Raw genomic sequence first — 14,297 nt, 5'->3', positions numbered from 1 at the left:
CCTTTTGACGCAGAAATCCCAATAGACATCTCCAAAATAAAAATTAAGGTATAATTGTCATGAAAAATTTGTAAAAACTATATACTAATGACTCAGATATTAGAATATATTAATAACCACCCAAAAGAAATAAAAAGAGTTATTGGGATTACCAATGAGCAATTTAAAAAAATATTAGGAAATGCTCAAAGACTTGCATTAAAAAAAAGACAGGCGATCGCTAGTCAAGAAAAAAGACTAATTAAGACAGGAGGAGTCAGAAAAAAAAGCTTAAAACTCGAGGAATAAATCATCTTAACTTTATACTATTTACGCCATTTCTCCACATTCCAAATACTAGGAATATACTTTGGTTTCAGCTCATCAACAGCAAATAATATTTTTCAGGCTTTGGATAGATATATTACAAGAGTTACTGCCTAGTAGCTTGTTAGAACAATTTCAAAAAAAAGAAGACGAATATTTATGGATACAATAAATTTTAACAGAACAAGAATTAATTGTAGATAGTACAGAAAAAAGCATATATAGGCCATACTCTGATGATAAACAGAAAAAATATTACTCTGGAAAAAAGAAAAACTATACATTAAAAAACCAAATAATAACGACAGAAAAAGGTACAGAAATAGTAGATGTGAATGTGGGACAAAGAGGTCCAGAAAGCGATGTAAATTTACTCATAAAACAACTTTCAAAATTTGATAAATAACAAAAATTTCAGGGAGATAAAGGGTATCAAGGAGCAGAGAGAACTATAACACCAAAAAAAAAGCCTAGAAAACAAGAAATGTCACCAAAAATGAAAGAAAATAACTTGAAATTAGCTAAAAAGAGAATCTTTGTGGAACATGTTATTAGGTTGCTCAAAATATTTGGAATAGTTAGAGAAAGGTTCAGATTAAAAGAATATAATTATGAAAAGGTAATTTTAACAATATGTGGTTTAGTCAGACTAAGAATAGGAGCATTAATATTAGCATGAACCCTACTATATGTAGAAAAGAAGATAACAAAAACAACAGCTCAATATGGTGAATAATAAACAGTAACTATCTCTAACACCATAAAGTATGTAAAAAATGACTATCTGGGGGATTAGGCGCTAATTCCTTGAAAAATAGTCACAGTAAGGGAAGTGGGTATTTTTGGATATGTCTAATGTAAAACATCTCTAATCTTCTCAATTACCCCTTCCAATATGCCATTGTTTGTAGTGCCAAAATACCGTCGAATAAGGAGGTAAATGCTTGGGTAAATCACACCAGTTACAACCATTCTGAAGTTGGTAGAGAACACCATCCAATATTTCTCTTTTAGTCCATTTGGGGGGAAAAGTTCTTTTCTTTTTGGGTAACAGGGGTTCAATTATAACCCACTCCTCATCTGTCAAGCTACTAGAATATGGCATTTTCTATCCATTATAGTCTTTCAGAAAGATCCAAAATGGCTTCTATAGAGCGTTTTCCTGGAGTAGAACGAGTGGTAATGGATGGCATAGAACCGGCAGTGCAACGACCAACGGGCTCAGAAAAACAAAAACTGAATTATTCAGGAAAAAAAAGCCTCTATCTCGCAAACATCTAGCAGCAGTATACCAAAATAAGCGAGTGTTCTTGTTGAGTAAGGCAAGAGAGGGAAAGTTACATGACTTGAAACTCCTACACCAGGAAAAGTTGATAGGAAATATACCTGTGGAGATACCAATTGAAGTTATGAGTAGGTTGCAAGGTATTCAACATCAGTCTGAAAATATCAGCATACCCCATAAAAAACAAAAAGGGGGAGAATTAACAGCAATAGCAAAGCCTTAAAAATCAGAAATTGAGTCAATAAGCGGGTGATATGTGAAAACGCCTTTGCAGGTATCAAACGCTATGGGGCTGTAAATCAGATTTACCGTAATCAAAAAAATGATTTTGATAACAAATTAATGTTAACAGCAACTGGGTTATGGAACTTGTAGCTGATAGCAGCATAAATAGCTAAAGTCACTAACCAAAATTGCTCGGTTTAAGTTTTCATTTTTCCCTAAGGGACTAGCGGATAAATAAGACAGCGAAGAGAATGGTAAAATTGTGATGTACTATTTAGGCAATGTTTCAGAGGGCAGCAAAAAGGGTTTGTAATGTTCTAATTCGTCAGCTAAAACTTTAACTCCAGTTTGATAAGTGGTCTCAACTAGGTGGATAATTGGCGCAACACCCTTCCAGCCGGGTTTCAAGCAAATTTAAAATAGCCCCATTCCAGTAGTTTTCGTTCGACAGCCCAACATCGTTCTATAGGATTGTAATTACTATGGTAAGGAGGATAGTAGATTAGGCGAATTCTCAAGCCAGTCCCATGATAAAATTCAACCATACCCTTAATAAATTGGGTGCAATTATTTCGAGTAGCACTGCCTCCATCAAGGTCAATAACCAGTTCCTCTTCCTCCAGTTGGGTGTACTTGTGTTGTTGCTTGTACCACTAAGCAGTTAAACAATCAACAATGAAATCGCTAGTTTCTGCCGACTGTCCAAAGTAAATTGATAACTGATCTGTTTGAGTATTGAGAATGCCAAATAGAACCAACACTGATTGCCATTGGATATCATGGTCATCGGCTTCTTTAGCTTCTAAGGTGCGGGCTTTACCATTGCGCGAAAGATTGCCAATTTTGACTTTGGCTGTGGTCTCAATAGAGATTCGTAGTGACTTACCATTGTCATTGCTATCTGTGATTTTGTTTCCAGACATTCTCAAAAATGGCATCGGTTTGGAACTTTCTTCAAGGGTTTTGTTTTTTGTGTTTTTTTAGGCGATATCCCAGTCGGTTGAGAATATCACCGATGGTTTGGCGATTCGGTAGTGAAGAGTGTGAGTATCCCTTCTGAGTAATTAACCCCTCCCCCAACCCCCGCGCACTGATGCGGGCATAAACAAATGTGGAAAATAACTTCGGTTATGCCTGAAATTGAGCATCCACCAGAGCATGAATGTCGCCTTCAAAATCAGGTAAAATCACTTCAGTTTTGTAGCGCGTGCCTGATAATTATCTACACATATCAAACCTGTGTTACGCTTCTGCCTGAAATTGAGCATCCACCAGAGCATGAATGTCGCCTTCAAAATCAGGTAAAATCACTTCAGTTTTGTAGCGCGTGCCTGATAATTATCTACACATATCAAACCTGTGTTACGCTTCTGCCTGAAATTGAGCATCCACCAGAGCATGAATGTCGCCTTCAAAATCAGATAAAATCACTTCAGTTTTGTAGCGACCTCGTGCCTGATAATTGTCTACACATATCAAACCTGTGTTACGCTCGTGCAAATCCAACTGAACGCTTTTGCGATTCCATCCAAACATTCGTTCTGCTTTGCGGGCTGACCCTCCCAAATAATCTTCAGCAATTTTTGCTGTCAAGCCACACTTATGATGTCCCCTCAGTTTCTTCGCTGCATCTTGAAAGGTTGATTTAATTCTATCGTTTAGTAGTAGCATTCTAGAGATTCCTTTGCTTCCAACCTGCAAGTAGTTGCTTCTAGAAATCCGCTACTTGCTACCTCTGTGCTCTTAGTGGGTATCTTATTTTTACGCAAGTCCCTAAAGACTGTTTTCCCTTTTTTTCAAAATTTACTTCAAATTTAGTCTTCCTTCTTTCTTTTAATTCTGATTATAGAAATTCATAACTACTGCTATACTTACACTTAGTTAGAAATTATTTAGCTAGAGCATAGATTCATCTCACGCAATAATCTCTGAGTAAGCTTAAATCTAGAGTAAATTCCAATCCTGTGTTCCGGCCAATTAATTTATAAATATTGTTTTTTGCACTCTTGGGAAAAATTGATGTTATAATTAGATATTATTAAGTTAATATTTATCATAAGGACATAGTAAATAAGATTAAGTAAATAAATTAAGTACACCAGAATAAGAGATGTAAATCCTTTTTTATTCTTGGTCTCAAAGCCAAGAATGTTGGATAGAAAACGATAACTGCCAATCCAAATACCACAACCAAAGAATTGGTAAAATTGGATTTGGTCAGTTCCAAAAAAACTATTTAAAAGAATTTATTCTTATCCTCTGTAGTGATATTGTAATGTGTCGGGATCAAGACGCAACCAGAAATATAGAATACAGAGTGATAGGGTATTCCTTTATGAAAGCTCCTAGAGTCATAAGGCATAGTGGGGTTAGGAAACAATAAGCCCAAATATTATGGTAAATTTGGCTTTTGAGTATGTTACATAACAAATTTTTTTAATATGGCAATACAATTGAAAGTTACATCTATTGCTTGTAGTGCATGTGCAGATACTATTACTAAAGCAATTAAAAACTACGAGTCTGAAGCTGATGTCCAAGTGAATATAGGGCAAAAGATAGTTACAGTAGAAACTGAAGCATCTGAAGACTCTATTAAAGAAGTAATTACTTCTGCTGGACATACAGTTGAATAAAATTAACTAAGCTATAACTAAAATGTAAACTTGGGGTGTATTTTTCTATCAAACCCCAGGGTTTTTCTTTCCTAGGATAGAGCGGCAAGAAGAGGAGATCGGATTTTAGTTGAAACCCAGTTGTAATAAAGTACATGAAAAAAGAACAAAAATAATGTTATAAATAGACATCTCCAAAATAGAAAATAAGATAAGATTGTAATGTTCATTTACAATTTTATTTAGGTAGCTATACCAATGAATAAAACTTTAGAGTACATTCATAATTATCCGAAAGAAACAAAAAGAATTATAGGGATTACTTATGAACAGCTAACACAATTAATAGAAAATGCAATTATCAAAGAATCAGAAAATTTCCAGGTAATTGCCGAGAAAGAAATAAGTTTAATTAAACCAGGTGGAGGCAGAAAAAAGACTTTAACTAAAACAGAATAAATATTTTTAACGCTATATTATTTACATCATATACCAACTTTTCAATTATTAGGAATAAATTTTGGAGTTAGTGAATCAACAGCCAATAATATATTCCATTACTGGATAAATATTTTACCAGATTTATTACCAGCTAGTTTATTAGAACAAGTCAAAAAAAAGAAGATGAATTAGAAGGGGTAAAAGAAGCGTTAATGGAATTAGAATTAATAGTAGATAGCTCAGAACAAAGTAGAGAAAGACCAAAAGAATCTGAAAAACCAGAAAAATATTATTCAGGAAACAAGAAAAATAATACCTTTAAAAATCAAATAATAACGACACCAAAAGGAACAGAAATAGTGGATGTAATTATCGGAGAAAGGGGACCATTAAGTGATATAAATTTATTAAACAAACAACGGGAAAATTTTAAGGATAATCAATATTTTCAAGGGGATAAGGCAGATCAAGGAGCAGAAAGAACAAGTACACCAAAAAAGAAACCAAGAAAAAAAGAAATGCCAGAAGAAATAAAAGAAAAAAATCAACAAAAAGCCCAAAAAAGAATATTCGTAGAACATGTAATTAGATTACTAAAAATATTTGGAATTGCGAGAGAAAGATTTAGATTAAAAGAGAAAAGTTATGAGAAAGTAGTAATGGTAGTATGTGGATTAGTGAAATTAAGAATAGGAGCATTAATATTAGTATAAAAAGAAGATAATAAATTAAGAGAATAAAGTGAAAATGGGGGGAAATAAATGTTGAATTAGTAAGAGAAAATATCTCAAAGATTTATGATTGCGTATTTTAGGACCAAAGATGCTTGATATGGCAACTAGGCTAAGATCAAGTCAAGGAAAGGCTTTGTTAATTTTTGGAGATGTCTAATAAGTACCCTGAAATTATTATGAGGTAAGCACTATGAATTTAGCCTTTTTTACTTTTGGTATAAGACAAAATTGAGCGCAATTCAAATAACAATCATCAAAGCAATAAGCTTGGTTTCTTGCTTGGGTGCACAAGTTTTATACAATTAATCCCCGCATTTGGCACGACTATTCTTTACATTAGAAGGTTTATTTGATTGGTTAAAAATAAAGCTATTAGAACTAACTTATCCGCTTGCAAAGCATTTTGGCACCTAGAACTTAGTCAAAAATCAAAAATTAATTTTAACTTTTAACTTTTAACCTTTATTATGGTGATGGGTAAGCAGAGGAATAAATAAATTTGGGCGTCGTTATTTTTGAGATTTCTTGATAGCCCATTTCCCATCACCAATAGTTAAGTGTAGTTAATCCTTAATACTATCTATACTTAGTTATTTTTGAGATTTCTTGATAGCCCATTTCCCATCACCAATAGTTAAGTGTAGTTAATCCTTAATACTATCTATACTTAGAGGTACCATATTACCATTAGTCGTAAGTCCTAATAGCATTGCTTCACTGGGTCGTATTACTTTGCCAGTGATTACACATCGTTCTTCTTGTTGAGCTGTTGCAGGTACACTTGCTCGAATATCTGCATTAGAAAATTGTGGCTGATAATCGCCAGACTTTTGCTGAACATAAGTCCAGAGGATATCTCGAATTAGAGCTTGATAACCTTTATTACTGGCTAGTTTTTTGAGTCTACTCTTTAACTCTTTTTCTAGACGAATACTGGTCACTTCCATCTCAGTAGTTGAGGTTTTGGGAATTGTATACATGATTTTTCTTCCTTGATTTTTAGCTAAACATATCTGTAATATTAGTGTAGTATAAAAAAACTAAGATTTAAAACCAAATTTTGAGAGCCTTCTTGTGAAATATTAATTTATCTAAGCCATATATCAGTCAAACAACAACTTCTTCAAAGGTTGTAAGACTATTTTATGATTGAGTTTAAGAAAAATTATATTTGGCAGAAAAAATTTTGCCATTGATTATATGAGCTTAGAGCTAATCGAAAAAATTATCATATTTTTCAGACCTTATTGGCCAAATATCAGGTCAAATCAATTAGGAAGGGGAAAGTTTATAGTTTGGAATCCAAAATTACTAATCATGCTATAATCTATTAATTAAACTAGTTATAAAAATGCTTGTGCCTAAGCCCCATATTGGTGGCCTTTTATCCTGATAAGTCACTCCTAACCTTGGTCTTACCAATTAATTTCTGTGAGCGCGGAGCCACCAAGGCTACAGATTTATTTTTCGTGCTTATAAGATTTTCTTGTAAATATTGGGAGATTCATCGAATTAGCGAAAACTTTCTACTGTGCATTATTAAACATTTGGAGCGCACTCATAATATTTGGTACAGAATGAAAATATCTCTACATAAGTCAAAATAAAAGGTATAGATGTTTTTTCTAGCCCCCGCTTCCGAAAAAATAGGAGCAGGGGCTGTTAGTTTTAGATAAGATTGAGAAACAAAAAAAAATAAAGTGAACTTTTAAATTTAGATAATCAACTTAGAAACCAGTTGCTATAAAAAATCTAAGATTTTAAATTAGGAGGTAAAGCAGTGACGATGATAACTCAAGTATTAAACCAATCTGTGGTAATATTTTCTCAGAATTACTTACCAATCACCCGCATAAATATCAAGCGGGCGATCGCTATGTGGGTGTCTAGTATAGCTGAATCTCTAGATTTTAATAATGGAAGTTGCTGGCCTTTACGTTCTACTAGTTTGGTCTTATATATGTCTCAACAAATTACCCTGAGGATGATTTCCCAAAAAAGGTTATGGAAAGTTCCTCCAATGAAGCAAAAAGAAGTGTTAAAGCGAGATCATCATTGTTGTCAATATTGTGGTAGTACTAAACGTTTAATTTTGGATAATCTAATTCGTAGCTCAAAAGACCGTAAACATATTTGGGAGTATGTAGTTACAGCTTGCGAGAAATGCAATGTTTTTAAAGGTAGTCATACTCTAATTGAAGCAGAGATGAAGTTATTACATCAACCGAAAATACCAATACATCTGATTATTGCATTTGCTAAACAGTTCTGGCGCGAACGGTAACACAAGCTTTAGAAAGTTCTATTTTTTTGCTGGATTTGACCTGAAAAGTTGCTCATAAGTTTCGTTAATTCTAGTGAAGTAACTAGAACTACATTTTGATGTTGTTATTTGAGAAGATAATTGCAAGGAAATTATCTTAAATGCCAAATGTTGTTAACAAAACTAATTTCAATGACTGCGAAGAGTTTTGAGTTTTGAGTTATAGATTAATAACTCAATAACATCGGAAGCTCTTCACATTAACAAAGGAGAGACCACCGGGAATGCTAAAATTAACTTATACTGAATCTGACTTTTATATCAAGCGTTTGGCTCAATCTCCCAAACAGTTAGTAGCACTACGGGTAATGTTAGCTATGGGAGTTGGTAAAAAAATTGTAGTTGAACCAAGTTCTGTTGCTTTTTTACTGCCTATAAGTTTACCTGAGTTGTCGATGTTGGAGCTAGCTATAGAAAAGGAGGAGGGGGAATATATTGATCTTTGTGTTGCTGATGATGAATTTGTGGAAGTTACTTTAGTAGGAACTTGGGTTACTACTCTAGATCCAAAACAAGAAAATGGAATTTTTATAACTGCTTTGAGCGATCAGATTGAGTTGTTACTTTTGAACTTGTGGCAAGCAACTAAGGCGGATGCGTCAGTAAGTCAGAAAGGAAATGATTGGTAAAATTGTAGGTAGTCCTATATATGTAGTGATATGTTCATATAAGCAGTCAGTAATGGATATTAATATCAGAAATATTGCGCTTTTGCCTACTAAAAATTAAAAGTTTATTTGCTAGGCGAGCCCTTAATATAACCAAATACTAAGTTATTAATAAATCTCTTCTAAATATCATACCACAAATTGTGCTAACATACACTTACTAAATATGCACATTAACATATAATTCGAGAGGCAAATGATGATTAAGTAATGTCCAAGTTGTGGTAGTAGCCATATTGTTAAAAATGGGACAATTCATCATAAAAAATAGAAATATCAATGTCAAACCTGTCAAAGACAATTTGTCCCCAATAACTCTAAAGTATACATCAACAATTCTCCCCCAAGAATTGATTGATAAATTATTATTAGAAAAAATCAGTTGAGCTGGGATGATTCGTGTAACAGGTGTATCTTAAAAATGGCGACAAAACTAGGTTAATTGGAACTTTGCAGAAGTTTCACAGTCTATAAAATGTACTAAAAAAAACCGGGAAAACTGACTATTGAGTGTGATGAAATGTGGTCATTTGTTGGGAGTAAAAATAATCAGCAATGGTTCTGGCTAGCCATTGATATAGAAACCAAAGAAATTGTGGCTTTCTCTTTAGGAGAAAGAGGAGAAAAAGGCGCTAACCAATTGTGAAATTCATGGCCAGGAATATATAAGCAATGTGCAATTTGTTATACAGATTTTTGGTCAGCTTATGATCTGATTTTTCCTGATTGTAGGCAATTATCGGATTATTAGAAACTGGCTTAACTGCTTATTATGGAAAGGTTAAATAATACTTTGGGTCAAAGGATGTATCCCTGAGTTGTGAAAAACTTGATCTTTTTCTAAAAAATTAGAAATCCATTTGGGTGCTATTTGGTATTTCATTCATCATTATAATGAAGCGATCACTTCATTATAATTTTATCACTACATATACAGGAATACTAAATTGTAAACAGGTAATAAACAGGTAATATATATAGTCGTTTTAATTAAGATTGAAACAAGAATTGGGTATAATAAAATTAAGTCAACTAGAAAATATTTTGAACTATTCCTTACAGTTTAGATTTCAGAAAAAAAGTAATAAATTTTGTAGAAAATGGCGGTACAATTACCAAAGCAGCTCATACATTTGGGATAGGAAGAGCTTCGATATATAGATGGTTATCTCGCCCAAAATTGTCAGCAACTAAGGTAAAAAGTCGTCAAAAAAAAATTAGATTGGAAAGAATTAGAAAAAGATGTAAAACCAAATCTAGAGTCGCTCATTGTCAGACAGGTCTAAAAATTTGGAGTTAATCAACCAGCTATATTTTATGCTTTAAAAAAAATGAATTTTTCTTGAAAAAAGAAACAACTTCGTTATAGAGAAAGAAATAGATAAGAAAGGATAAAATATTATCAGCTTTCCCTCGAAATTTTATCCAAATATTTGGAATTAAAAGCCTTGTATTTATTGATGAATCAGGATTTTAAGATAATCAAGACTGTATTTATGCCTGGTCAAAAAAAGGGAAAAAATTTATGGTGAGCAAGAGAGAAAACGAGGTAAAAGAGAAAATTTAGTAGCCGGGAGAAGAAAAAAAGGAAAAAGATTTAATAGCACCAATTATATTCAAAGGAAGTCTAAATGCTGTGGGATTTGAACAATGGTTAGATAAACATTTATTACCATCATTAAAAATTCCCAGTGTACTGCTGCACGGATAATTCACCATTAATTACGAAAAAACGTTATTAGAGAATTAGTAGAAGCAGGGGGTCACCAATTACTATTTTTGCCAAAATACTCTCCTGATTTAAATGACTAAGAACATGATTTTAGTGCATTAAAAAGAGCTAGAATGTATTTACCTATCAATACATCTCTTGATGAAGTTATTCGTAATTATTGTGCCAAATAGTGTCTCAGTTTTATTTAAAATAACTATATAAGTAATAATTTAGGGATCTTCTATAGAAGATCCCTACAAGGATTTCAGAAAAGATTGATTTAAGTGATTGAATATCAATCATTCATTCCAGGAAATAATATTTACTGGACTTACGCAAAGACACTATATATAGCGCATAGTCAGTAGAGCGATAGCTATAATTTTTAGAGAGCGATCGCTTATTATTGGTGGCTTTAGTCCCATACAAACTTAAATAACTTAAGGCTTAGGCTGGGCATTACCTTTACTTCATGAAAGAATTAATAGTTGTGACACTGCCCTCAGTAAGTTAAGTGAACCGTTAAGAAACGTCTGTCCCTACCTAGAAAAGCGAGCTATAGTGGTTGTCGATAGCCAATATGGATGTGCCTCCTTTATCAAACAAACCGCAGATATTCCCTGGGATAAATTGATGGGGTTAAGTTCTAATAGATGTTTTTACGGTGAACCAATGGGTTATAATGGTCGTGGTGTTCCTCCCTTACATGGGGAGAAATTTCAACTCAATCACAATCCAAATATGTAGCGTACTGTCGATATGAAATTCTCCATACTATAATTAGTTTTTTTTCAGATAGATATTACTTTTAATGTATCTTTAAATAAGGTTACAATTAGGTTAAATTAACTTGCTAAAAATCTTTAATTATTAGATGATAATGACAGAATTATATTAGTTCAAAAATATGAATTTTAATTTTGTTGACTACTGTCAATATTTACTTAACGGGACTTTAGCAAATTTCAAGCCCAAACAAACCCTAAACTCTCTTTATGAGCGGTAAATACGTCGATGTTTTCATCTAACCACTCAACAAAACGATAAGATATTGCGGTACGAAATGCTTCTAAAGTATCAGTAAACGTATTTAATGGTTTGTTAGCCCAACGCCTTCTTATACCTCCTGTTAACTGATGCCAGATAATAAATGTATAAGCACAAAATACTAAAATAAAATGCCTTTTAAGGCTGATTTTATCTCTGACTTGATATTCTCTTAATCCTAACCATCCTTTGGCTTCCCTGTAGAAAACTTCCACCCAATTTCTTTGAGAATAAGTAGAATATATCCACTCAGGAGTTACATATTTGTCTTCTCTATTAGTGATATAATAGTTAATATCAGTGGCCTCAGAAAAACTTTTAGCATTCATAACGATAGCTATAGTTTTTTGACCTGACATCCTAGATATTTCTACTTCTAATGTAGCTACCCAAACTTCTCTAGCATTTTTTGTACTTAGTTGAACTAAGTTGAAAGCTTTCTGAGGTATACTTTCTGCCAGCTTGTCTAATCTAATTTCCTCTTTAATGTCATCTTGTTTTTTAATGATGACTTTTCGATTTTTAGCTAATCCTCCTATATAAGTTAAACTTCTTTTCTCTAGTTGATTTAAGAATGATGTATTGTTACCATAGCCAAATTTCAATTAACACAATTTCTGGTTGGTGTCCTCTGGACAAACATTGATCTACTAGAGACATTGCACTCGTCTGGTTTCTTGACAAATTCTGGGTCTTTTTTTCCTTTTGGAAAAGAATCAGCTTTCTGATACAAAGCTATGTCTAAAGGTAGACTTTTAACTCCATCATAAAGATGAGTTGTCACCACGACTACACCATTATCTGTTTTTCCTATTTCTCCTATATATTGCCGCCCTACTCCTGCAGTAAAATTACCACTTTTTCTGTGGCCTGAATCGTCTATAATTAAAGCAATAGGATCGAGAAGGTTTTGTTTGGCGACGTTCCCACATTACTTGAAGACGACGCTCATTCACAGCATCTACAGACCAATTTGCTCGAACTAGAAAATGCCGTAATTTGTGGTACGTGTGACCTACAGTGTTGTTGGCAATTTGAGACAAGTTTTTTCGATCGCTTTCTCAAGAGTAATCCTCCTATATATTCCCTAAACCCTGTTTTTTGGGCTTTTGTTTTAAAGACATTGTTAAAGCGATCGCACCATCGATGGAAACAAGAGGGCATGGCCACTGAAGTTGTTTCTTTCATCAAACTTTTCCCAGGCCAGTAATTAACGTAAAATACATATCAGGTATACATTATACCCTTTTTTTTACTATTTTTTCACTAAAGTCCCGTTAAATCTCACACAAATTTTACAATAACGCTACGCCGCAAATCATCTGGACAATATTAGCCATGATACAATAAATCGCTATTTAAGATATTAGTCTTTAAATTCAGAAGGTTTATGGCGAAATGTTAAAGAAGAATTTGTTTGGTGATACCGAAGCTTATTTAATTTTTGATGACACAGTAATTAATAAAAAGTATGGGCATAATATTGAGCTTGCACGACGACAATATAGTGGCAATGAACATCAAGTTGTTCATGGCATAGGAATAGTTAATTGTATATATTTTAATCGATGAATGAACAATTATGGATTATAGATTATAGGATTTATGACCCAGATACTGACAAGAAAACAAAAATAGAAGAGTGTTGAAGAAATGATACTTAATGCTATAAATAATAAGAAAATACCATTTAAAACAGTATTAATGGATAGTTGGTATGCAATACAAAGATTAATGGGATTAATAGATAATGATAGAAAAATTTATTATTGCCCTTTAAAAAGTAATCGCGCGCGTTGATGATACAGGTCGCGATCGATCAGGAAAAAGAATTAAAATTAAAGGCTTTCCACGAGACAAAAAAGCAAAAATATTTTGGATTAGGTGTATCTGCCAACTTCAGCAGAATATATTGTTACTAATGACTTAACTCAATCATCACTCTTTAGATGTAGAGTTTGAATCTCAAACTCGATGGAAAATCGAAGATATCAATCGAGAAGTTAAGCAATTAACAGGTTTAGGACGCGTGGAGCGTGTCGTCTGCGAATAATTCAAGAAAATCATATTGCTTGTGCAATGGAGCGTGTGGAACTTTTTAAAAAGATTTGCTTCTAAAATAGGCAAAAGTATTTATCAAGTCAAGCACGGATTATTGTCAAAATATCTAACCGACCAATTGAAACATCCTTCAATTAAAATGAAGGTTATTTGACTTGAATTACTATTGGTTTTTGAAGAAAAATAGTTAGGCGATTGCTAACGCAAAGCTCCGCTAATGCACGTGACAAAGCGTGAAGTTCGTCGAAATTGCTATGCGCTATATATGGTGTCTTTGCGTAAGTCCTGTCAATGATGAGTAAACCTGGAGACCAGAAGAGCCAAAAATAGAAGTGGAATATCCATTGCCAGGAAAACTCCAGATTCAAGCATGGCATAAGTTACATTTTCGACAAGTATCTCATGAAAAATTATCATTAATTCGAGTCCAGGGATTAGATTCACCCAAAAGTAAGCCCCTGTGGTTAGCTTGGAAGGGGGAACAAATGCCTACTTTGATAGAATTAGTTGGCCTCTATCTACGTCGCTTTACCATTGAACACTGGTATCGCTTTTGTAAACAAAGGTTGCACTGGACTTTACCCAACTTTGGTTCTAAACAGCAATGCAGTCGATAGAGTGATTTAATGCCCATGATGACTTGGGAGTTATGGTTAGCTCGTGAGGTAATTGTAGATTGTCCCTTACCTTGGCAGAAATCAGAGATTAAATTAACTCCCCGAAGAACTGCCCAGGGATAGTGAGGAGTTATTGTCCTAGTTGGAACACCCACATATGCTCCCAAACCCTGTGGAAAATCTCCAGGCTAGAAAAAAGGTCAACTTCGTCACAAAAGAAAACGATACCTGATAGTGAAAAAAGGTAAGGGTAAATTTGAC

The 14,297-nt window shown here is 33.5% G+C and carries 16 protein-coding genes and 6 pseudogenes; 17 read left to right on the top strand and 5 right to left on the bottom strand.

Features of this window, described 5'->3' with window-relative positions:
• The first annotated feature begins 87 nt into the window (after window positions 1–87).
• The 4 genes and pseudogenes from TERY_RS37885 (at window position 88) to TERY_RS23575 (ending at window position 985) form a co-directional block, all read left to right on the top strand.
• Window positions 88–288, top strand: a complete 201-nt coding sequence (locus TERY_RS37885; RefSeq protein WP_044137042.1) for a hypothetical protein — start codon at window positions 88–90, stop codon at window positions 286–288.
• A pseudogene (locus tag TERY_RS37880) lies at window positions 289–345 on the top strand (DDE transposase family protein); the annotation flags it as partial.
• A gap of 4 nt (window positions 346–349) precedes the next feature.
• Complete coding sequence (locus tag TERY_RS37875; RefSeq protein ID WP_011614116.1) at window positions 350–478, top strand: hypothetical protein; 129 nt, start codon at window positions 350–352, stop codon at window positions 476–478.
• Window positions 479–985 (top strand): annotated as a pseudogene (locus TERY_RS23575) (transposase family protein).
• Between the two features lie 198 nt (window positions 986–1,183).
• On the opposite strand, the gene TERY_RS23570 reads toward TERY_RS23575, so the two are convergent.
• Window positions 1,184–1,411 carry a transposase gene (locus tag TERY_RS23570; RefSeq protein ID WP_011614115.1) on the bottom strand — a complete coding sequence of 76 codons (228 nt, stop codon included), beginning with the start codon at window positions 1,409–1,411 and terminating at the stop codon, window positions 1,184–1,186.
• Here TERY_RS23570 and TERY_RS34100 point away from each other — a divergent pair.
• Together TERY_RS34100 and TERY_RS35590 are read left to right on the top strand one after the other, a co-directional pair.
• A complete protein-coding gene (locus TERY_RS34100) occupies window positions 1,405–1,587 on the top strand; it encodes a hypothetical protein (RefSeq protein WP_196797159.1) in 183 nt (60 codons plus the stop codon). The genes TERY_RS23570 and TERY_RS34100 overlap by 7 nt on opposite strands.
• A gap of 32 nt (window positions 1,588–1,619) precedes the next feature.
• The gene (locus TERY_RS35590; RefSeq protein ID WP_196797158.1) at window positions 1,620–1,814 is read left to right on the top strand and encodes a hypothetical protein; all 195 of its coding nucleotides are present in this window, start codon (window positions 1,620–1,622) and stop codon (window positions 1,812–1,814) included.
• A gap of 406 nt (window positions 1,815–2,220) precedes the next feature.
• Here the strand turns inward: TERY_RS35590 and TERY_RS37870 are convergent.
• A pseudogene (locus TERY_RS37870) lies at window positions 2,221–2,739 on the bottom strand (transposase).
• Between the two features lie 439 nt (window positions 2,740–3,178).
• Window positions 3,179–3,487: a hypothetical protein gene (locus TERY_RS23550; RefSeq protein ID WP_011614113.1), complete on the bottom strand. Its 309-nt coding sequence runs from the start codon at window positions 3,485–3,487 to the stop codon at window positions 3,179–3,181.
• A gap of 770 nt (window positions 3,488–4,257) precedes the next feature.
• On the opposite strand from TERY_RS23550, the gene TERY_RS23545 reads away from it, so the two are divergent.
• The 4 genes from TERY_RS23545 to TERY_RS23535 all read left to right on the top strand — a co-directional run bounded on the left by TERY_RS23545 (window position 4,258) and on the right by TERY_RS23535 (window position 5,585).
• Window positions 4,258–4,452, top strand: coding sequence for a cation transporter (locus TERY_RS23545; protein ID WP_011614112.1), 195 nt, complete (start codon window positions 4,258–4,260; stop codon window positions 4,450–4,452).
• A gap of 237 nt (window positions 4,453–4,689) precedes the next feature.
• On the top strand, window positions 4,690–4,890 hold the full coding sequence (locus tag TERY_RS37865; protein ID WP_370495728.1) for a hypothetical protein: 201 nt from the start codon (window positions 4,690–4,692) through the stop codon (window positions 4,888–4,890).
• A complete protein-coding gene (locus TERY_RS37860; RefSeq protein WP_370497334.1) occupies window positions 4,891–5,064 on the top strand; it encodes a helix-turn-helix domain-containing protein in 174 nt (57 codons plus the stop codon). It begins immediately after the preceding gene.
• Between the two features lie 20 nt (window positions 5,065–5,084).
• Entirely contained in the window at window positions 5,085–5,585 is a 501-nt protein-coding gene (locus TERY_RS23535) for a transposase family protein (RefSeq protein WP_011614111.1), read from the top strand.
• A gap of 665 nt (window positions 5,586–6,250) precedes the next feature.
• On the opposite strand, the gene TERY_RS23530 is transcribed toward TERY_RS23535, so the two are convergent.
• On the bottom strand, window positions 6,251–6,586 hold the full coding sequence (locus tag TERY_RS23530; RefSeq protein ID WP_011614110.1) for a hypothetical protein: 336 nt from the start codon (window positions 6,584–6,586) through the stop codon (window positions 6,251–6,253).
• Window positions 6,587–7,392: 806 nt separating this feature from the next.
• Here TERY_RS23530 and TERY_RS23525 point away from each other — a divergent pair.
• The 5 genes and pseudogenes from TERY_RS23525 (at window position 7,393) to TERY_RS23510 (ending at window position 11,058) form a co-directional block, all read left to right on the top strand.
• A complete protein-coding gene (locus TERY_RS23525; protein ID WP_011614109.1) occupies window positions 7,393–7,890 on the top strand; it encodes an HNH endonuclease in 498 nt (165 codons plus the stop codon).
• A 263-nt stretch (window positions 7,891–8,153) separates the two neighbouring features.
• Window positions 8,154–8,558 (top strand): alr0857 family protein, encoded by a 405-nt coding sequence (locus TERY_RS23520; protein WP_011614108.1) that lies wholly within the window; start codon window positions 8,154–8,156, stop codon window positions 8,556–8,558.
• 274 nt (window positions 8,559–8,832) lie between these two features.
• A pseudogene (locus tag TERY_RS31690) lies at window positions 8,833–9,514 on the top strand (IS1 family transposase).
• A 134-nt stretch (window positions 9,515–9,648) separates the two neighbouring features.
• Window positions 9,649–10,502, top strand: a pseudogene (locus TERY_RS31685) (IS630 transposase-related protein).
• Between the two features lie 370 nt (window positions 10,503–10,872).
• Complete coding sequence (locus TERY_RS23510) at window positions 10,873–11,058, top strand: hypothetical protein (RefSeq protein ID WP_044137040.1); 186 nt, start codon at window positions 10,873–10,875, stop codon at window positions 11,056–11,058.
• A gap of 218 nt (window positions 11,059–11,276) precedes the next feature.
• Here TERY_RS23510 and TERY_RS26600 read toward each other — a convergent pair.
• Window positions 11,277–12,546: pseudogene (locus tag TERY_RS26600) on the bottom strand (IS701 family transposase).
• A gap of 210 nt (window positions 12,547–12,756) precedes the next feature.
• Between TERY_RS26600 and TERY_RS34095 the strand changes: the two are divergent.
• Window positions 12,757–12,930 carry a hypothetical protein gene (locus TERY_RS34095; RefSeq protein WP_011614107.1) on the top strand — a complete coding sequence of 58 codons (174 nt, stop codon included), beginning with the start codon at window positions 12,757–12,759 and terminating at the stop codon, window positions 12,928–12,930.
• 821 nt (window positions 12,931–13,751) lie between these two features.
• Window positions 13,752–14,036 (top strand): hypothetical protein, encoded by a 285-nt coding sequence (locus TERY_RS26010; protein WP_011614106.1) that lies wholly within the window; start codon window positions 13,752–13,754, stop codon window positions 14,034–14,036.
• Window positions 14,037–14,297: the final 261 nt, after the last annotated feature.

Source organism: Trichodesmium erythraeum IMS101, assembly GCF_000014265.1.
In the GTDB taxonomy this organism is placed as follows: domain Bacteria; phylum Cyanobacteriota; class Cyanobacteriia; order Cyanobacteriales; family Microcoleaceae; genus Trichodesmium; species Trichodesmium erythraeum.
This window is presented reverse-complemented; position numbering and strand designations above follow the sequence as displayed.

Excerpts from the sequence above, each read along its gene's own strand:
- TERY_RS23530 (WP_011614110.1), bottom strand. The coding sequence starts at position 6,586 with ATGTATACAATTCCCAAAACCTCAACTACTGAGATGGAAGTGACCAGT.
- TERY_RS23525 (WP_011614109.1), top strand. The coding sequence starts at position 7,393 with ATGATAACTCAAGTATTAAACCAATCTGTGGTAATATTTTCTCAGAAT.
- TERY_RS37885 (WP_044137042.1), top strand. The coding sequence starts at position 88 with ATGACTCAGATATTAGAATATATTAATAACCACCCAAAAGAAATAAAA.
- TERY_RS37865 (WP_370495728.1), top strand. The coding sequence starts at position 4,690 with ATGAATAAAACTTTAGAGTACATTCATAATTATCCGAAAGAAACAAAA.
- TERY_RS34100 (WP_196797159.1), top strand. The coding sequence starts at position 1,405 with ATGGCATTTTCTATCCATTATAGTCTTTCAGAAAGATCCAAAATGGCT.
- TERY_RS23550 (WP_011614113.1), bottom strand. The coding sequence starts at position 3,487 with ATGCTACTACTAAACGATAGAATTAAATCAACCTTTCAAGATGCAGCG.
- TERY_RS34095 (WP_011614107.1), top strand. The coding sequence starts at position 12,757 with ATGTTAAAGAAGAATTTGTTTGGTGATACCGAAGCTTATTTAATTTTT.
- TERY_RS23570 (WP_011614115.1), bottom strand. The coding sequence starts at position 1,411 with ATGCCATATTCTAGTAGCTTGACAGATGAGGAGTGGGTTATAATTGAA.
- TERY_RS23545 (WP_011614112.1), top strand. The coding sequence starts at position 4,258 with ATGGCAATACAATTGAAAGTTACATCTATTGCTTGTAGTGCATGTGCA.
- TERY_RS23535 (WP_011614111.1), top strand. The coding sequence starts at position 5,085 with ATGGAATTAGAATTAATAGTAGATAGCTCAGAACAAAGTAGAGAAAGA.
- TERY_RS23520 (WP_011614108.1), top strand. The coding sequence starts at position 8,154 with ATGCTAAAATTAACTTATACTGAATCTGACTTTTATATCAAGCGTTTG.